This is a genomic window from Streptomyces mirabilis (genome assembly GCF_018310535.1).
Taxonomy (GTDB): domain Bacteria; phylum Actinomycetota; class Actinomycetes; order Streptomycetales; family Streptomycetaceae; genus Streptomyces.
The window spans coordinates 7049224-7075937 of record NZ_CP074102.1; the positions used below are offsets into that span (position 1 = coordinate 7049224).

Genomic DNA, 26714 nt, shown 5'->3' on the forward strand with positions numbered 1-26714 from the left:
TGACTCGGTCACTCCTCTTGCCGAAGGATCTGACCGATCAGTAACAACGGCTGGTCGAGCGGCGGCCGTGCTTGTTCGACCGGTGCCGATGCCTGATGTCTTCCGTACCACTGTCTCATCAACCAACGACGATGCCGCCGGCTCGTGACGAAGCCGACAGAAGCCGACCGGAAACGGACGGCAGGCCGAGAGGACGGGCCCATGGCCTACGACGCAGATGTGATCGTGATCGGAGCGGGCCTCGCGGGGCTCGCCGCGACCGCGGAGCTCGTCGACGCGGGCCGCAAGGTGATTCTCCTCGACCAGGAGCCGGAACAGTCGATAGGTGGCCAGGCCCACTGGTCCTTCGGCGGACTCTTCTTCGTGAACTCGCCCGAGCAGCGCCGGATGCGGATCAAGGACAGTCACGCGCTCGCCCTCCAGGACTGGATGGGCACGGCCGGCTTCGACCGGGCCGAGGACCACTGGCCGCGCCGCTGGGCCGAGGCGTACGTGGACTTCGCGGCCGGAGAGAAGCGGTCCTGGCTGCACCAGCAGGGGGTCCGCTTCTTCCCGGTGGTCGGCTGGGCGGAGCGCGGCGGCTACGACGCCAACGGCCACGGGAACTCCGTGCCGCGCTTCCACATCACGTGGGGGACCGGGCCCGGGGTGGTCGCGCCCTTCGAGCGGCGGGTGCGCGCCGGGGTCGCCCGGGGGCTCGTCCAGCTCAGGTTCCGCCACCGGGTGACCGGGCTGTCCCGCAGCGCGGGCACCGTCGACACGGTCACCGGCGAGATCCTGGAGCCGTCGGGCGCAGCGCGCGGGCAGGCCAGCAGCCGTACCGTCGCCGGGGCGTTCGAGCTCAAGGCGCAGGCGGTGATCGTCACCTCGGGCGGCATCGGCGGCAACCACGACCTGGTCCGCGCGAACTGGCCCGAGCGGCTCGGCACTCCGCCCGAGAAGATGGTCGCGGGCGTCCCCGCGCACGTCGACGGCAAGATGCTCGCGATCGCCGAGGAGACGGGCGCGCACCTCATCAACCGCGACCGCATGTGGCACTACACCGAGGGCATCCAGAACTGGAACCCCATCTGGGAGAACCACGGCATCCGCATCCTGCCGGGCCCGTCCTCCCTCTGGCTGGACGCCCGCGGGAACCGGCTCCCGGTGCCGCTCTTCCCGGGCTTCGACACCCTCGGCACGCTCGAACACATCATGAAGACCGGATACGAGTACACGTGGTTCGTGCTCGACCAGAAGATCATCGGCAAGGAGTTCGCGCTCTCCGGCTCGGAACAGAACCCGGATCTGACCGGCAAGTCGATCAGGGACGTCATCGGACGGGCGCGCGCCGACGTACCGGGCCCCGTCAAGGCGTTCATGGACAACGGCGCGGACTTCGTCGTCGAGAAGGATCTGGGCGCCCTGGTGCGCGGCATGAACGCCCTCACCAAGGAGCCGCTGATCGACGAGGCCGCGCTGCGCCGCGAGATCGTCGCGCGTGACCGGGAGATCGCGAACCCGTTCACCAAGGACCTCCAGGTGATGTCGATCCGCGGCGCCCGCAACTACCTCGGGGACAAGCTGATCCGTACGGCCGCCCCGCACCGCATCCTCGACCCGAAGGCGGGCCCGCTCATCGCCGTCCGCCTCCACATCCTCACCCGCAAGAGCCTGGGCGGCCTGGAGACCGACCTCTCCTCGCGCGTACTGACGGAGGGCGGCGACCCGCTCTCCGGCGTGTACGCGGCCGGCGAGGCCGCCGGCTTCGGCGGCGGCGGAGTCCACGGCTACCGCTCCCTGGAGGGCACGTTCCTCGGGGGCTGCCTCTTCTCCGGCCGCACAGCGGGCCGAGCGGCCGCCGAGGTGGTGAGCTGACCCTCGCAGGGGGCCGTCGCGAGGTCGGGTTTCGGCCGTGACCGGACCCCCGGGGAACCGGGGGTCCGGTCACGGCCGAAACCCGCCGGGAGTCGAGCCCGCCCCCGGAGAGAGCTGTCCCACCAGCCGGTTCCCGTCTCGCAGAGCGTGTGGGGGAACATCAACTCTGCGCCATTCAAGGGAAGTTGAATCGTTCGGCGGATCAATCCGGCCTTGACGTAAACCCTCAGCCAAGGGTTTGCTGTGCGTGATCACCCCTTGACCAGCCGCGTCTGTGAGGAACCCCCGCGGTGTCGCCACCCCCGCCACCCCCTCCTCCCCTCGGCCGTGGCCGCAAACGCGCGGTCCACGCCTTCGACGCCGCGCTCGACGACGTCGAACTCGTCGCCGCGCGCACCTCGTTGGCCCAGGGACGATGGACCGCGGTCCGCGCACTGCTCGCCGCCACCGGCGACGACTGGGACCGCCGCGGACACCGCGTCACCGTCCTCGCCCAGGAGCCCGCCGCCCTCGCCTGGGCCCGTGACTGGCAGCTCGCGGAACCCGAGTCCGCCGACGCCGCCGTACTCCTCGCCTGCGCCACCGTCCAGCGCGTCCTGCACGGCAAGGACCGCCCGGAGCGGGCCCGCGAGGCCTGCGACGCCGCCGCCGCGCTCGCGCCGGTCGACCCGACCCCCTGGCTCGGCCTGCTGATACTGGAGCGTTCGCGCGGCAGCGAGGGCGACGTGGTCCGGCTCTTCGACGAGGTGCGCCACCGCTATCCCGAGCACCACCACGCCCACCACCTGATGGTCGCCCGGCTCGCCGAGCGCCGCGCCGAGGCCGGCCAGGACCCCCTCCACGAGGTCTACGACTTCGCGAACTGGGCGGCCGAACAGGCGCCCGCCGACTCTCCGCTCGCGATGCTGCCCGTCGTCGCGCACGCCGAGCGCTATCGCGTGCTGGCCGGCGCCGGCAGCGAGTCCACCGACCCGGCCGCCTCCGGGCACTGGGTCGGACGCCGGGCCCGTCAGGTGATGAAGGCCGCCTTCGACTGGTGGCTGGAGTGGGAGCGCGAGGACCACCCCCGCCGCCACCTCGACCTCAACTTCCTCGCCCACGCCAAGTTCTGCGAGGGCCGGGGCGCCGAGGCCGCCGCCCTGTTCCACCGCATCGGCCCGCACGCCACCCCGGTGCCGTGGTCGTACCCGGACCGCGACCCGTACCAAGCCTTCCGTGCCGCCCGCGACAGCGCCCTCGGCACGGTGTGACCCCACCCACAAGAAGTCGAGAAACCCGAAAGGACGGCCCCGCGATGACGACGGGCAGTTCGAGCACCTCGAGCAGTTCGAACACGGGTAGACCCGCCACGGCCGGTGGCGCCATCAGCACCTTCAAGGGCCAGGACCGCGCCCTGCACGCGGGCCGGCTCGGCACGGGAGGTCTGCTGCTCTCCGTCCTCGCGGCGACCGCCCCCCTCATGGTGGTCGCTGGTGTCATGCCCACCACATTCGCGGTGATGGGCATCGTCGGACAGCCGCTGCTCTTCGTCATCCTCGGCGTGGTGCTGGTGCTCTTCAGCGTCGGGTACGCCGAGATGAGCCGCCACGTCCACAACGCGGGCGCCTTCTACGCCTACGTCGCCCGCGGTCTCGGCGGCACCGCGGGCGCCGGCGCCGCCGCGGTCGCGCTCGTCGCCTACAGCGCGCTGCAGTTCGGTATCTACGGCATCTTCGGCTTCGAGGTCTCCGGGCTGTTCGCCACCTACGCCGACGTCGAAGTCGCCTGGTGGATACCGGCGCTGATCGCCGTCCTCGCCGTCGGCGCGCTCTCCTGGCTGAAGATCGACGTCAACGCGCGTGTACTCGGCGTCCTCCTGGTCGTCGAGGTGGCGCTCGTCGTCATCTTCGACATCGCCGCCGTCGCCGACCCCGCCAAGGAGGGCCTCTCCCTGCACGCCTTCAACCCGGACACACTCACCGGGGCGGGCGTCGGCACCGCGCTGTGCTTCTGCATCGCCGCCTTCACCGGCTTCGAACAGGCACCGGTGTACGCCGAGGAGACCAGCCGCCCGCACATCCTCGTCCCGCGCGTGATGTTCCTGGCGATCGGCTTCGTCGCCGTCTTCTTCGCGCTCAGCTCCTGGGCGCTGACCGTCGCCGCGGGCCCCTCCGGGATCGTCGGGGCGTCGCAGAAGCAGAGCGCCGGACTGCTGTTCTTCCTCACCGAGTCGCGCCTCGGCGGCACCTTCACCGACATCCTGCACGTCCTCTTCGTGACCGGCATGTTCGCGGCGCTGCTCAGCTTCCACAACGTCGTCGCGCGGTACGCCTTCGCCATGGGCCGCGAAGGGCTGCTGCCCTCCGCCTTCGGCCGGACCACCGGCACCAGCGGCGCGCCCGGCACCGGCTCGCTGCTGCAGACCGGCGTCTCCGCGATCGTGCTGATCGCGTTCGCCGTGACCGACGACAAGCCCACCGGCGACCCGACCGCGCCCGTGCTGCACCTGTTCACCTGGGCAGGCAACGTCGGCGCGCTCGGCGTCATCCTGCTGATGGCGGCGGCCTCGCTCTCCGTGATCGTCTTCTTCGCCCGCCGCGGCGCCGCCCGCGCCCAGGCCTGGCGCCTGGCCACCTCGGCGATCGCGGCCGTCGCCCTCCTCGTGATCGCGGGCTACACGGTCAAGGACTTCGACATCCTGGTCGGGGCCGGTCCGGACTCCGCGCTCAGCTGGCTGCTGCCCGCCCTGATCGCGGCCGCCCTGGTCGTCGGTCTGGTGCAGGGCCTGGTGCTGCGCTCCCGCAGACCCGAGGCGCACGCCCGTATCGGACTCGGCAACGAGGCGTTCCAGCTGGACAAGGCGGCGGAGTCCACCCCCTGATCCGGAGCCCCGATCCGGGGCGCCCGTTCTGAGAAGCGTGTGAGAAGTGGTTACGGAAGTCTGACGAGCACCCGCTGCCGCTGGCCTCAAGGGGGTCGCGGGTGCTCGTATGGGTGTGTGAACCCTGAACAGCCCCCCCGGCAGGGACCGGACCGGCCCCGCGACCGCCCGCCGGAGGACCCGGAAGCCTCCGGCACGCCCGTCGGCCGACGGCTCCTGCTCGGCACGCTCGGACTCGGCGCCTTCGGCGTGCTGGCCGCGCCCACCCTGCAGCGCGGCCTGGAGTCCCTCTTCGCCGACGACCCCACCGGGCTGAGCGGCCTGCTCCCCAACGGCGGCGGATTCCGCTACTACTCGGTGACCTCGTCCGTCCCGCACAAGGACGCGTCGAACTACCGCCTCACCATCGACGGCCTCGTCGACCACCCCCGCAGCTACACCCTGGCCGACCTCAAGGCCCTGCCGCAGACCCGGATCGTGCACGACGTCCAGTGCGTCACCGGCTGGCGGGTGCCCGGCACCCCCTTCGAAGGCGTACGGCTGTCCCATCTCCTGGACGCCGCCGGGGTCAAGGCCAAGGGCCGCGCGATCCGCTTCACCTGCTTCGACGGGGCATACACCGAGAGCCTCACGCTCCAGCAGGCCCGGCGCCCCGACATCCTGGTGGCCCACCGCATGCAGGACAAGCCTCTCGGCCACAACCATGGCGGCCCGGTCCGCCTCTACGTCGCCCCCATGTACTTCTACAAGTCCGCCAAGTGGCTCTCCGGCATCACCGTCACCGAGGACGTCCGTCCCGGGTACTGGGAGGACCGTGGCTACGACGTGGACGCGTGGGTCGGCCGCTCGAACGGACGCGACGATGCACCCACGACTTGACGACACCCCGACCCTCGCCGCGCCCGCGCCGCGCGTACGGCGCTTCAGCCGCGCCGAGCGCTGGGTGCACCGCGTGACCGCCCTGCTGATGGGGATCTGCGTGGCGACGGCGGCGTGCCTGTACCTGCCGATGTTCGCCGAGCTCGTCGGCCGCCGTGAGCTGGTGGTCAGGATCCATGAGTGGGCGGGCCTGATGCTGCCGGTACCGGTCCTGGCGGGCCTGGTCTCCCGCGCCTTCCGCGCGGACCTGGGCCGCCTCAACCGCTGGGGCCCGCACGACCGTAGGTGGCTGCGCGCGGCGCTACGACGGGACCGGCGCCCCTCGGCCCGCCCGGCGGCCAAGTTCAACGCGGGCCAGAAGACCTACGCCGCCTGGATCGCCGGCGCGACCCTGGTCATGCTCGCCACGGGGCTGCTGATGTGGTTCACCCACCTCGCCCCCCTGATGTGGCGCACGTCGGCGACCTTCGTCCACGACTGGCTGGCGCTCACGATCGGCGTCGTCCTCGCGGGCCACATCGGCATGGCCCTCGGCGACCCGGAGGCCCGCCGCGGTCTGCGCACGGGCTCGGTGAGCCGGGAGTGGGCGGAGCGGGAGCATCCCCTCTGGCGACCCTAGACCGAGTCTGCCGGGGGCCCGCGGCCCCCGGCACACTCCCTAGTGCTGGACCTCGAAGTCCAGCAGCACCTTGCACGAGCGGCCGCGGTCCGCGGCCAGGGTGAACGCCGACTCCGCCTCACCGAGCGGGACCACCGCGCTGACCAGGGAGTCGAAGCGGGGCTCGGCCGCGAGCAGGACCAGCGCGTCGTCGAACTCCTCGTCGAAGCGGAACGCGCCCCGCAGCTCGATCTCCCGGCTCACCACCAGGTTCCCCGCGAACGGGCTCTGGCCCGGCGGCAGCATGCCGAGCTGGACGACGACCCCGCCACGCCGTACCAGGCGCAGGCAGGTGTCGAGGCCCGCGGCCACCCCGGACGCCTCGACGGCCACGTCGACCTCCGAAGGCCAACCGGGATCGGCGGGATCGTCGGCCCGTACGACCGCGTCCGCGCCTGCCGCGACGGCGTACGACAGCGCCTGCGGCAGCAGGTCCGTCACGGTCACCCGGGCCGCGCCCGCGGCCTTCGCGGCGGCCACCACGAGACAGCCGATGGGCCCGGCCCCCGTCACCAGGACATGCCGGTCCTTCACCGCACCGGCCCGCCGGACGGCGTGCAGCGCCACCGAGAGCGGCTCGGCGAGCGCCGCCCGCCGCAGCGGGAGCCCCGCCGGCAGCTCCCTCAACTGCCGGGCGGGCACCACCACTTGGGCGGCGAACCCGCCCTGCACATGCGGGGTGCGCGCCGCGCTGCCCAGGTAGCGGGTGTCCCTGCAGACGTTCGCCCGTCCGTCGGCGCACTCGGGGCACACCCCGCACGGGGTCGCCGGGTGCACGGCCACGGCCGTACCCGGCGCGGGACCGGTGGCCCCGTCGCCGTACGACAGCACCGTCCCCACGACCTCGTGGCCCAGCACCATCGGCTCCCGCAGCCGGAAGTCCCCGACGCCGCCGTGCCGCCAGTAGTGGAGGTCGGACCCGCACACCCCGCCGTACCGGACGGCGACGAGTGCCTCGCCGGGTCCGGCGGAGGGAACCGGCAGTTCGTCGACCCGCAGGTCACCCTGCCCGTGAATCACACAGCCGAGCATCGTCAGGCCCCTTTCACGCGTTCACCGGGCGGTCCGCTTCACAGCACACTCGTCATACCGCCGTCGACGTACAGCACCTGCCCGCTCACGAAGTCCGCCGCGGGCGAGGCGAGGAAGAGCACCCCGCCGACCAGATCCTCCGTACGGCCCCACCGCCCGGCCGGGGTGCGCCGCCGCACCCAGGCGCTGAACTCCTCGTCCTCGACGAGGGGCTGGGTCAGCTCCGTCTCGATGTAACCGGGGCCGAGCCCGTTCACCTGCACCCCGTACTGCCCCCAGTCCGCGCACATGCCCTTGGTGAGCATCTTCAGCGCGCCCTTGGTGGCCGCGTACGGGGCGATGCCCGGACGGACGACCTCGCTCTGCAACGAGCAGATGTTGACGATCTTGCCGTGGCCGCGTTCCGTCATCCGCCGTGCCGCCTCGCGGCCGACCAGGAACGCGCTGGTCAGGTTGGTGTTCAGGATCCGGTGCCAGTCCGTGTCCGTGAACTCCAGGAGCGGGGCCCGCAGTTGCATGCCCGCGTTGTTGACGAGGATGTCGAGCGGGCCCACCCGGTCCTCGACGTCCGCTATTCCGGCGGCCACCGAGGGGCCGTCCGTGACGTCGAAGACCGCGGTGTGGACGTCACCGGGCAGCTCCGACGCGGCTTTGGTGAGCCGGTCGGCGTCCCGCCCGTTGAGGACGACCGTGCAGCCCGCCTCCAGGAGCCCGCGGGCCAGCGCGAACCCGATGCCCCGGCTGGAGCCGGTGACCAGGGCCCTGCGACCACTGATGTCGAACAGGGGGTGACTCATCCCCGTACTCCCGTCTCTCATCCTCGTACCCCTAGATGACCAGCGACAGCAGCAGGATCAGCCCGCCCGCCACCACCGAGATGATCGTCTCCATGACGGACCAGGTCTTGACGGTCTGGCCGACGCTGAGGCCGAAGTACTCCTTGACCAGCCAGAAGCCGGCGTCGTTGACATGGCTGAAGAAGAGCGAGCCCGCGCCGATCGCGAGGACCAGGAGCGAGGTGTGGGCGGTCGACATGTCGGCCGCGAGGGGCGCGACCAGACCGGCCGCCGAGATGGTGGCGACGGTCGCGGAGCCGGTCGCGAGGCGGATGGCCACCGCGATCAGCCAGGCGAGCAGCAGCGCGGGGATCGACCAGTCCTTGGATATGTCCAGGATCATCTGGCCCACCCCGGAGTCGATCAGGGTCTGCTTGAAGCCGCCGCCCGCGCCGACGATCAGCAGGATGCCGGCGATGGGGGCGAGGGACTTCTCGACGGTGGTGGAGATGCGGTCCTTGGTGAAGCCGGCCGCGCGGCCGAGGGTGAACATGCCCACGATCACCGCCGCGAGCAGGGCGATCAGCGGGGAGCCGACGACGTCGAAGACGCGCTGCACCATGTGGGTGGGGTCGTCCACGATGATGTCGACCAGTGCCTTGGACAGCATGAGGACGACCGGCAGCAGCATGGTGGCCAGGGTGGCGCCGAAGCCCGGACGCTTGTCGAGTTCTTCGGAGGCGCGGGTGGGGATCATGCGGTCGGGGGCCGGGACGTCGACCCAGCGGGCCGCGTAGCGGGAGAAGACCGGGCCCGCGATGATCACCGTCGGGATGGCGACCAGGACGCCCAGCGCGAGCGTGATGCCCAGGTTGGCCTTGACCGCGTCGATCGCGACCAGCGGGCCGGGGTGCGGCGGGATCAGGCCGTGCATCACGGACAGACCGGCCAGTGCGGGGATGCCGATGCGCATCAGGGAGTAGTTGCCGCGCTTGGCGACCATCAGCACGACCGGGATCAGCAGCACGATGCCGACCTCGAAGAACAGCGGCAGACCGATCACCGAGGCGATCAGCACCATCGCCCAGGGCATGGCGCGGCCGCCGGCCTTGGCGAGGATGGTGTCGACGATCTGGTCGGCGCCGCCGGAGTCGGCGAGGAGTTTGCCGAGGATCGCGCCGAGCGCGATCAGGACGCCCACACCGGCGACGGTGGCGCCGAGGCCGGTGGTGAAGCTGGTGATGGTCTTGTCCAGCGGGGCCCCGGCGAAGGCGCCGAGGGCGAGCGAGCCGATGGTCAGGGCCAGGAATGCGTGCAGCTTGAACTGGGTGATGAGCAGGACGATGACGGCGATGCCCGCCAGCACGGCGATGCCCAGCTGAGCATGGCCCGCCGAGGTGATCGGCTCGACGGCGTCCGCTGCCAGCATCTCGACGCTGAGTCTGGTCACGGTGGTCCCTTGCTTGAGAAACGTACGAGGGGAAGGTGTTAGAGCGAGGGCTGGGCAAGCCCCTGGAGTGCGGTCACGGCCCGTTCGGTGATCTCCCCGGGGTCGCCGGAGACGTCCACGGAGACACCCGCCTCGTCCGCTTCCAGCGGCTGGAGGGTGGCGAACTGCGAGTCCAGCAGCGCCGTCGGCATGAAATGCCCCTGGCGGTGCGACATCCGGTCCTCGATGAGCGCGCGGTCACCGGTCAGATGGACGAAGACGACCCCGGGCGCCTCGGCCCGCAGCCGGTCGCGATAGCTGCGCTTGAGCGCCGAACTGCTGACCACTCCGCCGAGCCCGTGCCGGTCGTGCGCCCAACGGCCGATGGCGTCCAGCCAGGGCCAGCGGTCGTCGTCCGTCAGCGGGGTCCCGGCCGTCATCTTGGCGATGTTGGCCGGCGGGTGGAAGTCGTCGCCCTCGGCGTACGGAACGCCGAGCCGGGCCGCAAGCAGGGGACCGATGGTGGTCTTGCCGGTACCTGCGACGCCCATGACCACGACGACATGGGGGGTGCTCATCGCTGCCTCACTGTCTACGTCACTGTCGCGTGACTGTCTTCGTCGACATCTGATGTCGACGACACTGAAACTCATTAGGTACGACGAATTCAAGAGTGTGTGACATATAAGTCTGACTTTTTGTTCCAGGGCTCCGCCTCGTACGCTGACCCCATGACCACACGGGGCCGGGGGCTGCACGGACATGTACTGGAATCCCTCGGGCCGGCGATCACGGCGGGCGAGTACCCGCCGGGGAGCGTGCTGCGCACCGACGAGCTCGCGCAGCGCTTCGAGGTGTCACGCTCCGTGATGCGCGAGGCGGTCAGGGTGCTGGAGTCCATGGACCTGGTCGAGTCCCGCCGCCGCGTCGGCGTCACGGTCCGCCCCAAGGCGGAATGGAACGTGTTCGACCCTCAGGTCATCCGCTGGCGGCTGGCCGGCGCCGACCGCCCCCACCAGTTGCGCTCGCTCACCGTGCTGCGCTCCGCCGTAGAACCGATCGCCGCGGGCCTGTCCGCCCGGCACGCCACCGCCGCGCAGTGCGCGGAGCTCACCGAGTGCGCCCTCGGCATGGTGGCCAACTCACGCGGCCACAAGCTGGAGGAGTACCTCGTCCACGACGTGGCCTTCCACCGGGTGATCCTCAACGCCTCCGGCAACGACATGTTCGCCCGCCTCGGTGACGTGGTCGCCGAGGTCCTCGCGGGCCGCACCCACCACGAGGTGATGTTCGAGGACCCCGACCCGGCCGCCGTCACCCTGCACGTCCAGGTCGCGGAGGCGGTCCGCGCGGGCGACGCGTCCCGCGCCGAGGAACTCACCCGCCAGATCACGGTCGGCGCGCTCCAGGAACTGGACATCCTCGCGCCGTAGACGTCCTACTCCAGGAAGTCGCCGTCCACGTACACCCAGGCCCCGTCGACCCGCTCGAACCGGCTCCGCTCGTGCAGCGAACCGCCCCGGTAGGAGGCCCGGAAGGTCACGGTCCCCACGGAGTGGAAGGCCGATCCCTGCCCCGTGTCGAGGATCTCCAGACCCGTCCACCGCATCCCCGGATCGAAGTCGACCCGCGCCGGCCGCGTCCGCGGATGCCAGGTCCGCAGCAGATACCCCTCGTCCTCCTTGACGAAGGCGCAGTACCGCGACCGCATCAGACGCTCCGCGGTCGGCGCGACCTCACCGCGGTGGAAGCGCCCACAGCACCGCGCGTACGGCTCGGGCAGCCCGCACGGGCAGCTACGACTGGTCATGACCGCCATTCTCTCCCAGCCCGGAGGGGCCCAGGGCCTACGCCGAGTCGGCGTTGGTCGGCGGATACGTCGGGCGGGCCGGCATCGGCGCGACCGGTGCGGCCGGAGTGGGCAGCGGCGGCAGCTTCGCCGTACGCAGCCAGGCCCCGAACAGGTCGTCCAGCGGCTCGGCCGAGTACCGGGCGGCATGCGCGGTGAACACCGCCGTCGTGACCGCGCCGCCCCGGTGCAGGGCGGCCCAGCCGCGCAGCATGCGGAAGAAGGCGTCGTCGCCCATCGCGCAGCGCAGCGCGTGCAGGGTGAGGCCGCCGCGCTCGTAGAGCCGGTCGTCGAACATCAGCTTGCGGCCCGGGTCGGCCAGCACCAGATCCTTCGGCTGCCCGGACAGCTTGCGGTGCGCGAGAGCGGCCAGCTGCTGAGCCGTACGGCCTCCCGACCGCTCCGACCACAGCCACTCGGCGTACTTCGCGAAGCCCTCGTTCAGCCAGATGTGCCGCCAGTCCGCAATGGACACGCTGTTGCCGAACCACTGGTGCGCCAGCTCGTGCGCGACCAGCCGCTCCGAACCCCGCGCCCCGTCCACGTGGTTGGCGCCGAACAGCGACAACCCCTGTGCCTCGACGGGGACATCGAGCTCCTCCTCGGTCACCACGACGGCGTACTCGCCGAACGGATACGGCCCGAAGATCTGCTCGAACAGCTCCATCATCGCGGGCTGCCGCGCGAAGTCCCGGGAGAATGCGCCGAGCAGGTGCGCGGGCAGATGCCCCGTCTGCGGTACGCCACCGAGCCCGGGGTCGCCGAGCAGCACCGTCTGGTACTTCCCGATCGACATCCCGACCAGATAGCTGGAGGTCGGCGCCGCCTGCTCGTACACCCAGGTGGTCGTCGACGCCTTCGTCGTGCGGGTGAGCAGCCGGCCGCCCGCCACCACCGAGTACGCCGACGGCGTCGTGATCGAGATCTGGTACGAGGCCTTGTCGGCGGGGCGGTCGTTGCACGGGTACCAGGAGGGCGCGCCGATCGGCTGGCTCGCCACCAGCGCCCCGTCCTCCAGCTCCTCCCAGCCGAGCTCGCCCCAGAGGCTGGCGACCGGCTTGGGGTTGCCCGACCAGTGCACCTCCACGGTGAACGCGGCCCCGGCCCGTATCGGCTTCGGCGGGCGGATGCGCAGCCGGCCGCCCCGGTGCGTGTAGTGCGGTGCCTTGCCGTCGACCCGGACCCGGCCGATCCGGAAGTCGGCCAGGTTCAGCTGGAACTCGGCGAGCGGAGCCCGGCCCGCTATGGCGTTGAGCCGCGCGGTGCCGGACAGCCGGTTGGGGCCGGGGCGATAGTCCAGCGCGAGCTCATACCGGTGCACCCGGTAACGGGGATCACCGTTGGCCGGGAAGTACGGGTCCGAACCCACTGTCTGCTGAACGCTCACGCTTGCGTCTGCTCCCTGCGCTGTGCTCGTACGACGTGCCGGTGCACCGTCCCCGGACGCCGTACGGGCCGCGCCTAGGAACGCCATGCCTCGATCGGGTTGCCCAGCCAGCGGGTGTCGTCGGGGACGGATTCAGCCGCCATGACGAGCGACGCGGGTCCCAGCGTGCTGCGCGCCCCGACTGTGCTGCCGGGAAGGACGATTCCGCCCGGGCCCAGAGTGGCGCCCTCACGGAGGACAACAGTATCCGTCCGCAAGATCCGGTCGTGGAAGAGGTGGGTCTGCAGGACACAGCCCCGGTTGACCGTGGTCGCGTCCTCCAGGGTCACCAGGTCCGTCTCGGGTAGCCAGTAACTCTCGATCCATGCGCCCTTGCCGATACGGGCGCCGAGGCCGCGCAGCCACGCCGTCATCAGCGGCGTACCCGGCACGGATCCGGCCAGCCACGGCACGGCGACGACCTCGACGAAGGTGTCCGCCAGCTCGTTGCGCCACACGAAACCGCTCCACAGCGGGTGCTCGCCCGCCCGGTGCCGGCCCACCAGCAGCCACTTCGCCACGATGGACGTCAGGCAGGCGAGCACACCGACGCCCAGGAACACGATCCCGGCCAGCAGCGGCGCCCAGACGCCCAGCGCGCTCAGCGCGGCGACGGTCAGCACCGCCAGCGCCGCCGAGCAGAACACCGGCACGATCCGGCACAGCTCCACGAGCGCCCGCGCCCACAGCAGCCGCGCGGGCGGGTCGTAGGTACGGCTCTGATCGCCGTCCTGCGTCGAGCGCGGCAGCTTCACCGGCGGCAGCCCCAGGTACGAGCTGCCCTTCTTCGCCTTCTTCGGGGTCGCCGACAGCACCCCGACCAGCCCGCCGTCCGGCACGCTGCGGCCCGGCGCGGTCATCCCGGAGTTGCCCAGGAAGGCCCGGCGGCCGATCTCGGCGCGCCCGATCCGCATCCAGCCGCCGCCCAGCTCGTACGGCGCGGTCAGGGTGTCGTCGGCGAGGAAGGCGCCCTCGCCCACGGTGGTGAGGCTCGGCAGCGCGAGAACGGTGGAGACCTCGGCACCCCGGCCGATCTTCATACCGAGCAGCCGCAGCCACACCGGCGTGATCAACCCGGCGTACAGCGGGAACAGTGTGTCGCGCGAGCGGTCCATCAACTGCGTGACGGTCCAGGCCTGCCAGCCGATCCGGCTGTGCGTCGGATACGTGCCTTCGCGCAGACCCAGGCTGAGCAGACGTACACCCACCAGGAGCAGCAACGCGTACGCGAGCCCGAAGGCGAGCGTGGCCGGGACCAGCGCGAGCGCCGCGCCGCGCAGGGCCGCACCGAGCCCGGCGTCCGCGCTCACGAACAGATGAGCCACCACAAGCGCGGCGACGGCCGAAAGGACGGGCAGCGCGGTCAGCGCGAAACCGGTCGCGCCGTACATCGCCCGCCAGTACGTGCCCCGGCGCGGACGCTCCTTGGGCCAGGCGCGCTTCGCCTTGCCGAGCTTGCCGGCCGGCGCTCCGGCCCAGCGCTGCCCGGTGGGAATCTGCCCGGCGACCGCCGAGCCCGGCGCCACCTCGGCCCGCTTGCCGACGCGCGCGCCCGGGAAGAGGATGCTGCGCGTCCCGACCACCGCACCGGCGCCGACCTTGACCTGCCCGATCTCCAGCCGGTCCCCGTCCAGCCAGTACCCCGACAGGTCCACCTCGGACTCGACGGCGGCACCCCGGCCCAGCTTGAGCATGCCGGTCACCGGCGGCAGCGAGTGCAGATCGACGTCCGTGCCGACCTTGGCGCCCAGGGCACGCGCGTACCGCTCCAGCCAGGATCCGGTCAGCGAGGCCGCGCCACTGAACTCGGCCAGCCGCTCGGCGGTCCACAGCCGCAGATGCACGCTTCCGCCGCGCGGGTAGCGCCCGGGCTTCACCCGGCGCAGCAGCAGCCGCGCCCCGCCCGCCGCGATCGCGAGCCGCCCAGGCGGGCTGTAGAGCACGACCGCCCCGGCGCCGACGAGCCACCACGGGGCGCTCGGCGCCCAGGGGTACGGACCGAACCAGTGCAGTACGTTCCCGAGCGCGGCCAGCGCCACGGTCCAGCGCAGCCCCATCAGTGTGAACAGGGGTATCAGCAGGAACAGCTGGGCCACCTTGGCGCGCAGCGGCACCGGGGCGATGACCCGTTCGGCACCGTCGTCCTGCGCGGACTTCTCCAGGTGCCGGGCCAGCTTGCGCAGGACGGGCTGCTGGTAGATGTCGAGCACGGCGGCGCTGGGGTAGCGGGTGCGCAGCCGGGTGGTGAGCTGGGCGGCGGCGAGGCTGCCACCGCCGATCGCGAAGAAGTCGTCGGACCCGCTGCCGACCGGGATGCCGAGGACCTCGCTCCACTGCTCGGCGAGCCAGGCCTCGGTGCCGTAGAGCTGTTCCTTCGCACCGCCGGTCTCCAAGCCCTCCAGGGGCCAGGGGAGCGCGCCCCGGTCGACCTTGCCCGAGGTGCGGGTCGGCAGGTCCGCGACCGGGGCGAGCAGCGGGACGAGGGCCGCGGGCAGCTCGGCGCGCAGCTTCTCGACGGCGGCGGCCTGGTCCCAGCCCTCCTGGGTCACGACATAGCCGACGAGCAGCTGGTTGCCGCTGCGGGCGGTCCGGACGGCGGCGGCGGCGCTCGCCACACCGGGGAGTGCCTGGAGCGCCGCGTCGACCTCGCCGAGCTCGATGCGGCGCCCGCCGAGCTTGATCTGCTCGTCGGCCCGCCCGAGGAAGATCAGCCCCTCCGGCTCGGCCTTGACGAGGTCACCACTGCGGTACGCCCGCTCCCAGCCGAGCGACTTCAGCGGCGCGTACTTCTCCGCGTCCTTCTCGGCGTCGAGATACCGGGCGAGCCCGACCCCGCCGATCACCAGCTGGCCGCTGTCGCCCATGGCCACGGGCTCGCCGGCCTCGTCGACCACGGCCAGCTCCCAGCCGTTCAGCGGCAGCCCGATCCGGATCGGCTCCTCGCCGGTCATCAGGGAGGCGCAGGCGACGACGGTCGCCTCGGTGGGCCCGTAGGTGTTCCACACCTCGCGGCCCTCGGTCACCAGCCGCTGGACCAGCTCGGGCGGGCAGGCCTCACCGCCGAAGATCAGCAGCCGTACGTCATTGAGGGTCTCCGGCTCCCAGAGCGCGGCGAGCGTCGGCACGGTCGAGACGACGCTGATCTCCTGCTCGACCAGCCAGGGCCCCAGGTCGGCGCCGCTGCGCACCTGGGAGCGCGGCACGGGCACCAGACAGGCGCCGTACCGCCAAGCCAGCCACATCTCCTCGCAGGAGGCGTCGAAGGCGACGGACAGGCCCGCCATGACCCGGTCACCGGGCCCGATCGGGTCCTCGGTGAGGAACAGCTCCGCCTCGGCGTCGACGAACGCCGCGGCGCTGCGGTGACTGACGGCCACGCCCTTGGGCTTGCCCGTGGACCCGGAGGTGAAGATGATCCAGGCGTCGTGCTCGACACCGGGCCGCGCGGCGGGCACCTCGGAGGTGCCGTTGACGGTCAGCCGGTGCCCGGCTCCGATGACGGCCCGCACCTTCGCCTCGCCGAAGACCAGCTCGGCCCGCTCGTCGGGGTCCTCGGCGTCCACCGGCACATAGGCCGCGCCGGCGGCCAGTACGGCGAGGACGGCGACGTACAACTCGTTGGTGCCGGAGGGGACGCGGACACCGACCCGGTCGCCGAGGCCCACCCCGGCGTCGCTCAGCCGCCGCCGCAGGGCCTCGACCTCGACGGCGAGGGCGCGGTAGGTGAGGGCCCGGTGGCCGTCGTCGAGGGCGGGCTCGTCGGGGTGGGCCCGTACGGTGGCGTCGAGGATGTCGACCAGCGTGCGCGGCGAGGCGGCGACGGAGGCGGAGAAGCGCGCCGGGTCGCCGAACTCCGCGCGCACCTCCTCGTCGAACAACGCGAATGCGGGGCCTTGCTCGAGGGCTGCCATCGGGTCCTCACGTGTCGTTCCCGGAGCGTCCGGGGAGCTGGTGGGCCCGCAGGTATGCCTGGGGATATTCCGGTCCAGCTCCAAACAAGCCTTGAATTTTAGTACGACGCTAGTCGCGTACCTGGTCATCAGCCATGCGAGGAGGCCGTGCGAGGGCTCCGGAACCACTGATTCCGGTGCGGTGACGGAGCTCTGACATGGGGGTATGTCATCCTGACGAGATCTGCCCCACATCTGTCCGTAACGCCGCGAACACGACGAGTTGAGGCCTGTGATGCGTACAACGAGTGAGGGCCGCGACCTGATGGTCGCGGCCCTCACTCCTCTGTGTGTCCGAGGGGGGACTTGAACCCCCACGCCCGATAAAGGGCACTAGCACCTCAAGCTAGCGCGTCTGCCATTCCGCCACCCGGACAAGGTGTCTGTCGCGCGGGGTTTCCCTCGCGGCGACAGAGGAAACATTACCAGGCTTTCGAGGGCCCCCGGTCACACCCCGTCGCCGCGTGAACGGCGTGTGACGGGCCGGGTCCGGCCTTGGGGCGAGGAGGGGGTGGGGGAGAGGATGAGGGGGACCACCAGCAGTGACAGTGGGAGGAAGCAGCGTGAGCGAGTCGAACACGGCCAGGAGCGTCTCCGGCGAGGACGAGGTCGTGGACCTCTGTCGCGAGCTGATCCAGATCGACACCAGCAACTACGGGGACCACTCCGGACCGGGTGAGCGCAAGGCCGCGGAGTACGTGGCCGAGAAGCTCGCCGAGGTCGGGCTCGAGCCGCAGATCTTCGAGTCGCACAAGGGGCGCGCGTCGACGGTGGCCCGTATCGAGGGCGAGGACCGCTCGCGCCCCGCGCTGCTCATCCACGGCCACACCGACGTCGTACCGGCCAACGCGGCGGACTGGACCCACCACCCCTTCTCCGGCGAGATCGCGGACGGCATGGTGTGGGGCCGTGGCGCGGTCGACATGAAGGACATGGACGCCATGACCCTGGCGGTCGTCCGGGACCGGCTGCGCAGCGGGCGCAAGCCGCCGCGAGACATCGTCCTCGCGTTCCTCGCCGATGAGGAGGCCGGCGGTACGTGGGGTGCGCGGCACCTCGTCGACAAGCACCCCGACCTCTTCGAGGGCGTGACCGAGGCGATCGGCGAGGTCGGCGGGTTCTCCTTCACGGTCAACGAGAAGTTGCGGCTGTACCTCGTCGAGACCGCCCAGAAGGGCATGCACTGGATGAAACTGACCGTGGACGGCACCGCCGGGCATGGTTCGATGATCCACAAGGACAACGCGATCACCGAGCTGTCCGAGGCCGTCGGGCGGCTCGGGCGGCACAAGTTCCCGGTCCGGGTGACGAAGACGCTGCGGCACTTCCTCGACGAGCTCGGTGACGCGCTCGGCACCGAGCTCGACCCGGAGAACATGGACGAGACGCTCGCCAAGCTCGGCGGTATCGCCAAGCTCATCGGCGCCTCCCTGCAGAACACCGCCAACCCGACCCAGCTCGGTGCCGGATACAAGGTCAACGTGATTCCGGGGCAGGCGACCGCGCACGTCGACGGGCGTTACCTGCCGGGGTACGAGGAGGAGTTCCTCGCCGACCTGGACCGGATTCTCGGCCCGAGGGTCAAGCGTGAGGACGTGCACGCGGACAAGGCGCTGGAGACCACCTTCGACGGGGCGCTGGTCGACGCCATGCAGACCGCGCTGTCCGCCGAGGACCCGATCGCGCGCGCGGTGCCCTACATGCTCTCGGCCGGCACCGACGCCAAGTCCTTCGCCGACCTCGGCATCCGCTGCTTCGGCTTCGCCCCGCTCAAGCTGCCGCCGGAGCTGGACTTCGCGGGCATGTTCCACGGAGTCGACGAGCGGGTGCCGGTGGATGCGCTGAAGTTCGGCGTCCGTGTGCTCGACCGCTTCATCGAGGCGTCATGACGCGTTGACGCCTGCAATCGCCCGTACGTGCGGAGATCGCCCGGGACGGGTGAATGGGACCATAAGCTCGTAGCTCAAGTACTTCTTCCTCGTTACAGGTGATGTGATCCGCTACTTGGGATCGCATTTGCCTACAAGGAGGAATAATGATCAAGAAGGTCGTCGCTGCTGCGGCTGCCACTGGTGGTCTGGTTCTCGCGGGTGCGGGCCTGGCTGTCGCCGACTCGGGTGCCCAGGGTGCCGCTGTGCACTCCCCGGGCGTCATCTCCGGCAACGTCATCCAGGTGCCCGTTCACGTCCCGGTGAACGTCTGCGGCAACACGGTCTCCGTGATCGGGCTGCTGAACCCCGCCTTCGGCAACACCTGCATCAACAACTGACGTTGTGCCTCACCCCATGAGGGTCTGAGCCCGTCGGCCCCGGAGCGTGCGCCATGCGCTCCGGGGCCGACCGGCTTTCGGCGCACGCACGGGACGGATGCGTGCGCTTTCCGGAGGGTCCAAGCCAAGGACTAAGGCAGGGAATTCAGCTATGCGACAGGTCACCCGCAAGGGCCTGATGACCGTGGCGGCCGCGACCGGCGTACTCGCCGCGACCGGAGGCTACGCACACGCCGACTCGGGTGCGAGCGGCGCCAGTTCCAACTCGCCCGGCGTGCTGTCGGGCAACACGGTGCAGGCACCGGTGCACGTGCCGGTCAACGTCTGCGGAAACACCGTGAACGTCGTCGGGTTGCTCAACCCGGCGATGGGCAACAAGTGCGTCAACCACGGCGGCGGCTACGGCGGTGGTGGTTCGCACTCGGGCGGCGGCTCCCACGCCGGTGGGCACGCGAGTGGCTCGCCGGGCGTAGGCTCCGGCAACCACGTCCAGGTGCCGATCGACGTGCCGGTCAACGTCTGCGGCAACAGCGTGAACGTCGTCGGAGTCGGCAACCCGGCGATGGGCAACGACTGCGCGAACGGACACGGCGGCCACACCCACTATCCGCCCGGCGGCGGTCACCCGGGTCAGCCTGGTCACCCGGGTCAGCCTGGTCACCCCGGTCACCCCGGTCACCCTGGTCATCCCAGTCACCCGGGTCAGCCTGGTCACCCGTGTCAGCCCGGTCATCCGGGACAGCCCGGACACCCCGGCCAGCCTGGGAACCCCGGACACCCGGGTACGCCTGCACAGCCCGGTACGCCCGGGCACCCCGGAACCCCGGGCTCGCCGTCCACCTCGCACCCCAACCACCCGGGGACGCAGCACGTCTCCCAGCCGCACAGCGCCCCGGCGCAGCTCGCCCACACCGGCAGTGACCTGCCGATCGGCGCGGTGATCCCGGCGGGCGCGGGCGCGCTGCTGGCGGGCGCCGTGCTCTACCGCCGGGCGCGCTCAGGCGCGTAGACCGGCAGGACAGGGAGAAGCCCGGGCCTGGAACGGGGGCCGGGGCAGGGGCGATCGCTTCGCCACAGGCATCTCCTGTGGCGAAGCGACCGGAGCGGGCCCGCACTGGCGGGGCCCGCTCCGTTTCAGCCGCTTTCGCTCACCACGTGGCACGCACCTGGCGGATGATCCGCCGGCGCAGCCGCACCTTGCGGCTGCCGTCGGGGTGCAGGCTGAGGCGGTCCAACTCCCAGTGTCCGTACTCCGCATGGTCCGTCAGCAGGCGTGTCGTCTCCTTGCGGGAAACCCCGCGCGGCACGTACACGTCGACAAATTCGTATTCCGGCATCGCATCTATTGTGCGGGCAGAGGCCCTGTACGGATAGCGTCTGCACTATGTCTGATGCTGTGCAGCCCACCGCTGCCGAGGTACGCGCCGCCGCCGAGGCTGTCAAGACCGCTCTCGACCGCCACCTGGCCGCGGTCGAGCGCAGGTCGGGCGATGACGACCCGGCCGTATACGAGGCGTTCAACGAGCTGGCCGCCGCGGCCGAGGAGTACGACGAGCTGCTCTACGACCGATACGACGAGGTCACTCCCTTCGAGATCCCCGGCAGCGACGACACGCTGCCTCCGTACACGGGCCCCGAGGAGCCGAACGCGCTGAGCGTGGTGATCCGCCGGGACTACGCGGTGGTGGAGCCGCAGCGACTGCTGGCACAGGCCCAGCGGGTGGAGGCCGTGGAGGAGGACGGGGCCACCGCGGCCGCGGGCTTCGACGCGGCGTCCGGCACAGTGCATGGGGCGCTCGGCGTCCTGTTCGGCGAGTTCGAGCCGGACGAGATCGCCTCCCGGCACAAGGAGTTCGGTCTGGAGGAGGGCGACTCCACACTCTGGGTCACGGCCGCCGACGAACCGGCCGACCCCGGCGAGTGGCTGGAGACCCCCTTCGAGGCGATCGACCCGCAGCGTGTGGTCTGCCGCTTCGACGTCAGCGCGGTCTTCGACGACGAGTCGGACGACGACGACCTGGAGGACGACCTCGGCCCGGACTCCGAGCTGGACCAGGACGGGGATCTCGAGCCGCTGGACGCCGATCGCTGAGCGCCGCGGCACAGGATCCCGAGCATCCCGTCGGGGGAGAGCTGAGCACCGCGTCACAGGAAGGTGGCGGTCACCGGAAGCCCGGTGGCCGCCACCTTCCCACGTACGGGAGCCGTGTCCCTGGGCGGCGGCTCAGCCCGCTGCCGGGACCTGTGCCTTGAGCAGGGCGGGCAGGCGCGTGGTGCGCGGCTTCTGCGGGACCTCGGCCACCGCCCGCTGCAGGGCCTGCTCCACCCCGTGGACCACGGACAGATGGCGCTCGGCACGGCCGAAGGCCGTGTAGACCCAGGGCCTGGTCAGGGCCGCCGCTGCGTCACCGGGGAGCACCACGACCGCGGCGGGCCAGCGCAGACCGACCGCCTGGTGCGCCGTGAGTGCCCAGCCGTGCCGCACGGACTGCTCCACCCGCTCCTTCGGTACGACGACGGGCAGACCCGAGCACTCCAGGTGCAGCCCGTCGGCGTCGGCCTTCACCACGTGCCCCACCGCCGTACGGCCCGGAGCGGGGGAGTGGGCGACGCGGTCCCCGGGGTCGAAGCCCCCGAAGCGGCCGGGACCCGGGTTCAGCCGCTCCTTGAGCGCGCTGTTCAGCGCGCGGGTGCCGGCCGCGCCGCCGTGCCCCGGGGTGATCACCTGCGTCTGCTCGGCCGGAATGCCGATGGCGCGCGGCACCGAGTCCGCGACCAGCTGCACGGTCCGGTGCACCGCCTCGCCGGCGTCCCGCACGGGGACGATCACGACTTCCTTGCCGGGCGCCTCGACCTGGTTGAGCTCGCCGATGCCCACCCCGGAGACCAGCTCCCCGACGGGGCCGGGATCCGGCGTCCGCGAGGCCACCTGCGGGCACACCCGGGCGGCGAGCAGATCGGCGAAGACCCGCCCCGGACCCGCCGACCACAGCACCCCCGGGTCCCCGCTCAGCACCAGCCGCGCGCCGTCCGGCAGCGATTCGGCGAGCATCGCCGCCGTCTCGACGTCCAGCTGCGGTGCGTCCAGGACGACCAGGAGGTCCAGGGCGAAGGCGCCGTCCGTGTCCCGGCCCGGACCCTCGGCGCCCGAGAGGAGTCCCGCGACGGTGGTGACCCCGGTGACCGGCCCGTCCCCGGCGTCGCCCGACGGGCCGCCGTCCGAGGGGCCGTCCGGAAGGTCGTACCGCGCCGGACGGGCCGTGAAGTCGTCACGGCCGCTCGGCGCGTGGGTGGCGGCCCAGCCGCGCAGGCCGAGACCGCGCGCGGCGTGCAGCAGTGCCGCCGCCTCGGCCTGGGACGCGTGACCGCCGGTGTGCAGGACCAGGCCGTGGCCCGCGACCGCCCGGATCAGCTCCGCGGCGGAGCGGGTGGCCGACGCGGCGGCCCGCTCCCACCCGTCGGCGGAGCCGTCCGTCTTCGGTACGGAGTTCATGACCCGGGCCAGTCCGTCGGCGAGGCTCTCCTCGGCCAGCGCGTACCGCTCCAGGCCGATGAGGACACGGACCGGCCGCTCCTCGGACTCCTCGGCGCCCTCCTCCTGGGCCGGGGGCGCGGTGTCGAGGGCGTCCTGGAAGACCAGTGCGTCGCCCTCCGCGAGGGCGCTCTGCACGGCCGCGTCGGGATCCGGCACCGCGCGCTGGGCGAGCGCGGCGGCGAGCGCCGGGGCGTCGAGGGCGGTGTGCCCGGCGAGGGCCGCCTGCTCGAGGAGCCATACGGTGACCGCCCGCCCGCGCCGCTCGTCGTCAGGGCGGCACTCCGCGCCGAGCAGCGCGCGGGCGAACCCGTCGGCCTGCTCGGGCCGCACCCCGGCGACCCGCAGCAACTGCCAGGGGTCCTCGCGCAGCTGGTCGTCCGCGCCCTCGCCGAGGGCCGCGAGGGCCCCCGGTGCGAGGGTGTCGGGTGCGCCGCCCTCGCTCAGTACGGCGCGTACGGCGGCGACGGCTTCCGGCGCGAGGGCCGCCGAGGTCTCGGCCGGGGCGGCCACCGGCTGGGGGCGCGGCACGGGCTCCGGGGCGACCGCTCTGCGCGGCGTCGGCTCGGGCTCACGGAAGGCGGTGGCCACGGGCTTCTCGCCGCTTTCCACGGCCCGCACCGCCGCGAGCAGATCGGCGGCCGTCCCACTGAGCTTGGCCCCGGCCGCGATCGGCCCCTGCTTCTCGGCCTTCCGCCGCTCGATCCGCTCCCGCTCCAGCCGCTGCGCCGCCAACTCGGCCTCTGCCTCGGACAGCTTTGTGGCGTCCGCCGCGCCTTCGGATTCCGCGCCGCCCTCGACCGTGGTCTCCTCGTCCTCGGAGAGCGTGGTGCCGGCGTCCGTGCTCACGTCCGTGGCCGTACCCGCGTCCGTGTCCGCGGACGGCGGGTCGGCGGTCGCTCCCGCGCCCGGCGTCCCCGGCTCCACTTCCTCCGTGGTCTCGGGCTCCGTGCTCACAGCGTGCTCCAGTCGTGATCGGGATAGTGGTGCACCGGTGCCGACACATCGTCGAGCGCCCGGCAGATCTCGTCAGGAAGACTAAGGGTCTCCACTGACAACGCGGCCGTGAGCTGCTGCGCGTTGCGCGCGCCGACGATCGGGGCGGCGACACCTGGCCGGTCGCGGACCCACGCGAGGGCGACCTGCAACGGCGTGACCGCGAGGCCGTCCGCCGCCGTCGTCACCGCGTCCACGATGCCGCTCGCCGTGTCGTCCAGGTACGGCGCGACGAACGGCGCGAGGTGCTCCGAGCCGCCCCGGGAGTCCGACGGTGTGCCGCCGCGGTACTTCCCGGTGAGCACACCCCGCCCGAGCGGGGAGGACGGCAGCAGGCCCACACCCAGGTCGAGCGCCGCGGGCAGCACCTCCCGCTCCACGCCGCGCTGGAGCAGGGAGTACTCCATCTGCGTACTCGCGATCCGTGTCCGTGTCCCGGGCGCCGCCAGCTGCCAGGTCGCCGCCTTGGCGAGCTGCCAGCCGCAGAAGTTGGACACCCCCGCGTACCGCGCGCGACCGCTGCTGACCGCGAGGTCGAGCGCCTGGAGGGTCTCGTCCAGCGGGGTGTCCGGGTCGAAGGCGTGGACGTGCCACAGATCCACGTAGTCCGTGCCGAGGCGCTGAAGTGAGGCGTCGAGTGCCGACAGAAGATGCCCGCGCGAGCCGTCGAACCGCCGGTCCGGGTCGGGCACACTGCCCGCCTTCGTGGAAATGACCAGGTCGCGACGCGGCACGAGCCCTTCTATGAGCTGTCCGAGCAGATACTCCGACTCCCCGTCCCCGTACACATCCGCGGTGTCGACGAGGTTCCCGCCCGCTTCCCAGAACACCTTCAACAGCTCCGCGGCGTCGTGCTCGTCGGTATCCCGCCCCCACGTGAGGGTGCCGAGTCCGATCCGGGACACACGCAGGCCGGTACGGCCGAGATGCCTCTGCTCCATGGACGCCGAGATTACTGGCCAGAACTCGCCTCGTGGGGGCCCTGTGGACAACCTGGATGATCAGACCTGAACCCGTTCCTGCCGCCGCGCCCACCAGCGCGCTAGGGTCTCCGGCACAAGGGACGTTACTGATCGGTAAGGGGATCGGCCATGCAGCTCGGGATCAACCTCGGCTACTGGGGCGGCGGAATGGACGCGGACAATCTCGCCGTCGCCCAGGAGGCCGACCGACTGGGATACGCGGTGTGCTGGGCCGCCGAGGCCTACGGCTCGGACGCGGCCACCGTGCTCACCTGGGTCGCCGCCAAGACCGAGCGCATCGACGTCGGTTCGGCGATCTTCCAGATCCCGGCCCGTCAGCCCGCGATGACCGCGATGACCGCCGCGACGCTCGACTCGCTCTCCGGCGGGCGCTTCCGCCTCGGCCTCGGTGTCTCCGGGCCGCAGGTCTCCGAGGGCTGGTACGGCGTCAAGTTCGACAAGCCGCTGGCCCGCACCCGCGAGTACGTCGAGATCGTACGCAAGGCGATGACCCGCGAGCGGCTGTCGTACGAGGGCGAGCACTGGACGCTGCCGCTGCCGGACGGTCCGGGCAAGCCGATCAAGCTGACGGTGCACCCGCAGCGTGAGCACATCCCGCTGTACATCGCCGCGATCGGCCCGAAGAACCTGGAGCAGACCGGCGAGATCGCCGACGGCGCCCTGCTGATCTTCCCCTCGGCCGAGCACCTCGAGGACACCGCGCTCCGCCACCTGCGCGCGGGCCGCGAGAAGGCCGGCAAGACCATGGAGGGCTTCGACGTCTGTCCGACGCTGCCGCTCGCCGTCGGCGCCGACAAGGACGTGACGGCGCTCGCCGACATGTTCCGCCCCTACACCGCGCTGTACGTCGGCGGCATGGGCAGCCGCAAGCAGAACTTCTACAACCAGCTCGCCCAGCGCATGGGGTACGAGAAGGAGGCCGCCGAGATCCAGGACAAGTACCTGTCCGGCGACAAGGAGGGCGCGGCCGCCGCCGTTCCGCACGCGCTGATCGACCAGACCACCCTGCTCGGCTCCGTGGACCGCATCGCCGACCGGATGAAGGCCTACGCGGCGGCGGGCGTCACCACCCTCACGCTGTCGCCCGCCGGCTTCACGCTGGAGGACCGGATCGCCTCGCTCCGCGCCGGTTCGGACGCGCTGGAGCGGGCCGCTCTGGCGTAACGCGCCGGAACCCCTCCCCGGAGGGACGGAAGAAGTTCTGCGGCCGTGGTGGGGGCTCGGGGGGTCTTCCCCGCCACGGCCGTCACGGAGAACAACGCGCGGGCGTGCCCTGGGTTACGCGCCGGAGCCCGGCCCGTCATCCTTCGTTCGGCGCATTTGTCCGACACATCGGTTGCCGGGCCCCCGGCATCCCATTTGACTCGTTTTCTGCGGACCCTGCAGAAAGGTGTCATCGATGCTTTCGGCCAAGAGTCTGTTCCAGGAGATCCTCGACAACGACGCGTCGTTCCGGCTCTTCTGCTCCATAGCCGCCAGCGGGGAGTCGCAGGGTGGCTGGGAGAACGCCCGCATCGCCGCCCTCGTCCCGCAGAGCGCACGCGAACTCGCCCCGAAGATCACCCGGCACGGAGCCGATGAGGACAAGCACGGGCGGATCTTCCACGCCCTGATGACCAAGCGCGGCCTGGCACCGGTCGAGGTCCCGGCCGACACCGACTACACGATGCTCCTGGAACGGCACGGAATCGGCCTCGCCCACGACAAGCTGAAGAGCGAACAGCCACTCACCGTACGAGACATCGTCACCTACCTCGCCCACAGCAGGGTCACCGAACAGCGTGCCTCCGAGCAGATGAAGCTGCTGCGCAGGTACTTCGCCGACCATCCCGACATCGGTCGCGCGGTCCGGATGATCTCCCAGGACGAGGACAGGCACCTCGCCTACTGCCACGAGGAGCTGCTCCGCCTCGCGTCCGACGGACACGGCCGCGCCATCCAACGGACGCTGCGCGCGTGCGCGCTCGCCGAGATCCGCGTCTATCGGGACGTCAGTCTCGCCGTGATGGCCCACATGGGACGCATCCTCGGCTGGTCGAGGGTCAGGGCGGCGACCCTCGCCGCGGCCATCCACACCGTCTACGCCTACGAGCGCGCCGCGGGCTGGCGCCGCATGGTCTCCCTGAAGATGCCGGAACACCGCGATGCCCTGGGCGGCCCCGCGACGCCCGCACCGGAGGTGGCGTGACCCGCGGCCGCGAACCCTCCGTGCGTCGCG

22 protein-coding genes and 1 tRNA gene are annotated in these 26714 nt (G+C 71.7%); 12 read left to right on the forward strand and 11 right to left on the reverse strand.

Going from position 1 to position 26714, the window contains the following annotated elements; genetic code table 11:
- Window positions 1–201: 201 nt before the first annotated feature.
- The 5 genes from SMIR_RS31105 to SMIR_RS31125 all read left to right on the forward strand — a co-directional run bounded on the left by SMIR_RS31105 (window position 202) and on the right by SMIR_RS31125 (window position 6215).
- The gene (locus SMIR_RS31105) at window positions 202–1857 is read left to right on the forward strand and encodes an FAD-binding dehydrogenase (RefSeq protein ID WP_212727658.1); all 1656 of its coding nucleotides are present in this window, start codon (window positions 202–204) and stop codon (window positions 1855–1857) included.
- Between the two features lie 290 nt (window positions 1858–2147).
- Window positions 2148–3107 carry a hypothetical protein gene (locus tag SMIR_RS31110; RefSeq protein ID WP_168490221.1) on the forward strand — a complete coding sequence of 320 codons (960 nt, stop codon included), beginning with the start codon at window positions 2148–2150 and terminating at the stop codon, window positions 3105–3107.
- A 44-nt stretch (window positions 3108–3151) separates the two neighbouring features.
- Window positions 3152–4717 carry an APC family permease gene (locus SMIR_RS31115; protein WP_168490220.1) on the forward strand — a complete coding sequence of 522 codons (1566 nt, stop codon included), beginning with the start codon at window positions 3152–3154 and terminating at the stop codon, window positions 4715–4717.
- A gap of 117 nt (window positions 4718–4834) precedes the next feature.
- Window positions 4835–5596, forward strand: a complete 762-nt coding sequence (locus tag SMIR_RS31120) for a molybdopterin-dependent oxidoreductase (protein WP_168490219.1) — start codon at window positions 4835–4837, stop codon at window positions 5594–5596.
- On the forward strand, window positions 5580–6215 hold the full coding sequence (locus SMIR_RS31125; RefSeq protein ID WP_168490218.1) for a cytochrome b/b6 domain-containing protein: 636 nt from the start codon (window positions 5580–5582) through the stop codon (window positions 6213–6215). The genes SMIR_RS31120 and SMIR_RS31125 overlap by 17 nt, the downstream gene beginning before the upstream one ends.
- Before the next feature lie 39 nt (window positions 6216–6254).
- On the opposite strand, the gene SMIR_RS31130 is transcribed toward SMIR_RS31125, so the two are convergent.
- Genes SMIR_RS31130 through SMIR_RS31145 form a run of 4 tightly spaced genes read right to left on the reverse strand, consistent with a single transcriptional unit; the run spans window position 6255 to window position 10069 of the window.
- Window positions 6255–7286: an L-idonate 5-dehydrogenase gene (locus SMIR_RS31130; protein ID WP_168490217.1), complete on the reverse strand. Its 1032-nt coding sequence runs from the start codon at window positions 7284–7286 to the stop codon at window positions 6255–6257.
- 38 nt (window positions 7287–7324) lie between these two features.
- Window positions 7325–8083, reverse strand: coding sequence for an SDR family oxidoreductase (locus tag SMIR_RS31135; RefSeq protein WP_060902269.1), 759 nt, complete (start codon window positions 8081–8083; stop codon window positions 7325–7327).
- A 31-nt stretch (window positions 8084–8114) separates the two neighbouring features.
- Entirely contained in the window at window positions 8115–9512 is a 1398-nt protein-coding gene (locus SMIR_RS31140) for a GntT/GntP/DsdX family permease (RefSeq protein WP_168490215.1), read from the reverse strand.
- Window positions 9513–9550: 38 nt separating this feature from the next.
- Entirely contained in the window at window positions 9551–10069 is a 519-nt protein-coding gene (locus SMIR_RS31145) for a gluconokinase (RefSeq protein ID WP_168490214.1), read from the reverse strand.
- Between the two features lie 153 nt (window positions 10070–10222).
- Here SMIR_RS31145 and SMIR_RS31150 point away from each other — a divergent pair, with 153 nt between their 5' ends.
- Window positions 10223–10924 carry a FadR/GntR family transcriptional regulator gene (locus tag SMIR_RS31150; protein ID WP_168490213.1) on the forward strand — a complete coding sequence of 234 codons (702 nt, stop codon included), beginning with the start codon at window positions 10223–10225 and terminating at the stop codon, window positions 10922–10924.
- A 5-nt stretch (window positions 10925–10929) separates the two neighbouring features.
- On the opposite strand, the gene SMIR_RS31155 is transcribed toward SMIR_RS31150, so the two are convergent.
- The 4 genes from SMIR_RS31155 to SMIR_RS31170 all read right to left on the reverse strand — a co-directional run bounded on the left by SMIR_RS31155 (window position 10930) and on the right by SMIR_RS31170 (window position 17092).
- A complete protein-coding gene (locus tag SMIR_RS31155) occupies window positions 10930–11310 on the reverse strand; it encodes a YchJ family protein (protein WP_212727659.1) in 381 nt (126 codons plus the stop codon).
- 28 nt (window positions 11311–11338) lie between these two features.
- The gene (locus SMIR_RS31160) at window positions 11339–12727 is read right to left on the reverse strand and encodes a M1 family metallopeptidase (RefSeq protein WP_249938500.1); all 1389 of its coding nucleotides are present in this window, start codon (window positions 12725–12727) and stop codon (window positions 11339–11341) included.
- A gap of 74 nt (window positions 12728–12801) precedes the next feature.
- On the reverse strand, window positions 12802–16677 hold the full coding sequence (locus tag SMIR_RS31165) for a Pls/PosA family non-ribosomal peptide synthetase (protein WP_212727661.1): 3876 nt from the start codon (window positions 16675–16677) through the stop codon (window positions 12802–12804).
- Window positions 16678–17007: 330 nt separating this feature from the next.
- Window positions 17008–17092: transfer RNA gene (locus SMIR_RS31170), tRNA-Leu, on the reverse strand.
- A 187-nt stretch (window positions 17093–17279) separates the two neighbouring features.
- On the opposite strand from SMIR_RS31170, the gene SMIR_RS31175 reads away from it, so the two are divergent.
- The 3 genes from SMIR_RS31175 (at window position 17280) to SMIR_RS31185 (ending at window position 19994) form a co-directional block, all read left to right on the forward strand.
- A complete protein-coding gene (locus tag SMIR_RS31175) occupies window positions 17280–18605 on the forward strand; it encodes a M20/M25/M40 family metallo-hydrolase (protein WP_190169572.1) in 1326 nt (441 codons plus the stop codon).
- 146 nt (window positions 18606–18751) lie between these two features.
- Window positions 18752–18985, forward strand: coding sequence for a chaplin ChpH (gene chpH / locus SMIR_RS31180; protein ID WP_099940520.1), 234 nt, complete (start codon window positions 18752–18754; stop codon window positions 18983–18985).
- Window positions 18986–19136: 151 nt separating this feature from the next.
- Window positions 19137–19994: a chaplin family protein gene (locus SMIR_RS31185; RefSeq protein ID WP_212727662.1), complete on the forward strand. Its 858-nt coding sequence runs from the start codon at window positions 19137–19139 to the stop codon at window positions 19992–19994.
- Window positions 19995–20133: 139 nt separating this feature from the next.
- On the opposite strand, the gene SMIR_RS31190 is transcribed toward SMIR_RS31185, so the two are convergent.
- Window positions 20134–20322 carry a DUF5703 family protein gene (locus SMIR_RS31190; RefSeq protein WP_054231126.1) on the reverse strand — a complete coding sequence of 63 codons (189 nt, stop codon included), beginning with the start codon at window positions 20320–20322 and terminating at the stop codon, window positions 20134–20136.
- Between the two features lie 47 nt (window positions 20323–20369).
- Here SMIR_RS31190 and SMIR_RS31195 point away from each other — a divergent pair, with 47 nt between their 5' ends.
- Window positions 20370–21077, forward strand: a complete 708-nt coding sequence (locus SMIR_RS31195) for a hypothetical protein (RefSeq protein ID WP_168490207.1) — start codon at window positions 20370–20372, stop codon at window positions 21075–21077.
- Window positions 21078–21209: 132 nt separating this feature from the next.
- On the opposite strand, the gene SMIR_RS31200 is transcribed toward SMIR_RS31195, so the two are convergent.
- Both SMIR_RS31200 and SMIR_RS31205 read right to left on the reverse strand, forming a co-directional pair.
- Window positions 21210–23474: a helix-hairpin-helix domain-containing protein gene (locus SMIR_RS31200; RefSeq protein WP_212727663.1), complete on the reverse strand. Its 2265-nt coding sequence runs from the start codon at window positions 23472–23474 to the stop codon at window positions 21210–21212.
- Window positions 23471–24454 (reverse strand): aldo/keto reductase, encoded by a 984-nt coding sequence (locus tag SMIR_RS31205; protein ID WP_095855547.1) that lies wholly within the window; start codon window positions 24452–24454, stop codon window positions 23471–23473. The genes SMIR_RS31200 and SMIR_RS31205 overlap by 4 nt, the downstream gene beginning before the upstream one ends.
- Window positions 24455–24604: 150 nt before the next feature.
- On the opposite strand from SMIR_RS31205, the gene SMIR_RS31210 reads away from it, so the two are divergent.
- Together SMIR_RS31210 and SMIR_RS31215 are read left to right on the forward strand one after the other, a co-directional pair.
- Complete coding sequence (locus SMIR_RS31210) at window positions 24605–25660, forward strand: LLM class F420-dependent oxidoreductase (protein ID WP_168490205.1); 1056 nt, start codon at window positions 24605–24607, stop codon at window positions 25658–25660.
- Between the two features lie 235 nt (window positions 25661–25895).
- The gene (locus tag SMIR_RS31215; RefSeq protein WP_168490204.1) at window positions 25896–26684 is read left to right on the forward strand and encodes a ferritin-like domain-containing protein; all 789 of its coding nucleotides are present in this window, start codon (window positions 25896–25898) and stop codon (window positions 26682–26684) included.
- Window positions 26685–26714 lie beyond the last annotated feature (30 nt).

Coding starts and splice junctions, on each gene's coding strand:
- SMIR_RS31105 (WP_212727658.1), top strand. CDS start 202: ATGGCCTACGACGCAGATGTGATCGTGATCGGAGCGGGCCTCGCGGGG.
- SMIR_RS31115 (WP_168490220.1), top strand. CDS start 3,152: ATGACGACGGGCAGTTCGAGCACCTCGAGCAGTTCGAACACGGGTAGA.
- SMIR_RS31125 (WP_168490218.1), top strand. CDS start 5,580: ATGCACCCACGACTTGACGACACCCCGACCCTCGCCGCGCCCGCGCCG.
- SMIR_RS31130 (WP_168490217.1), bottom strand. CDS start 7,286: ATGCTCGGCTGTGTGATTCACGGGCAGGGTGACCTGCGGGTCGACGAA.
- SMIR_RS31135 (WP_060902269.1), bottom strand. CDS start 8,083: ATGAGTCACCCCCTGTTCGACATCAGTGGTCGCAGGGCCCTGGTCACC.
- SMIR_RS31145 (WP_168490214.1), bottom strand. CDS start 10,069: ATGAGCACCCCCCATGTCGTCGTGGTCATGGGCGTCGCAGGTACCGGC.
- SMIR_RS31150 (WP_168490213.1), top strand. CDS start 10,223: ATGACCACACGGGGCCGGGGGCTGCACGGACATGTACTGGAATCCCTC.
- SMIR_RS31155 (WP_212727659.1), bottom strand. CDS start 11,310: ATGGCGGTCATGACCAGTCGTAGCTGCCCGTGCGGGCTGCCCGAGCCG.
- SMIR_RS31165 (WP_212727661.1), bottom strand. CDS start 16,677: ATGGCAGCCCTCGAGCAAGGCCCCGCATTCGCGTTGTTCGACGAGGAG.
- chpH (WP_099940520.1), top strand. CDS start 18,752: ATGATCAAGAAGGTCGTCGCTGCTGCGGCTGCCACTGGTGGTCTGGTT.
- SMIR_RS31185 (WP_212727662.1), top strand. CDS start 19,137: ATGCGACAGGTCACCCGCAAGGGCCTGATGACCGTGGCGGCCGCGACC.
- SMIR_RS31190 (WP_054231126.1), bottom strand. CDS start 20,322: ATGCCGGAATACGAATTTGTCGACGTGTACGTGCCGCGCGGGGTTTCC.
- SMIR_RS31195 (WP_168490207.1), top strand. CDS start 20,370: ATGTCTGATGCTGTGCAGCCCACCGCTGCCGAGGTACGCGCCGCCGCC.
- SMIR_RS31205 (WP_095855547.1), bottom strand. CDS start 24,454: ATGGAGCAGAGGCATCTCGGCCGTACCGGCCTGCGTGTGTCCCGGATC.
- SMIR_RS31210 (WP_168490205.1), top strand. CDS start 24,605: ATGCAGCTCGGGATCAACCTCGGCTACTGGGGCGGCGGAATGGACGCG.
- SMIR_RS31215 (WP_168490204.1), top strand. CDS start 25,896: ATGCTTTCGGCCAAGAGTCTGTTCCAGGAGATCCTCGACAACGACGCG.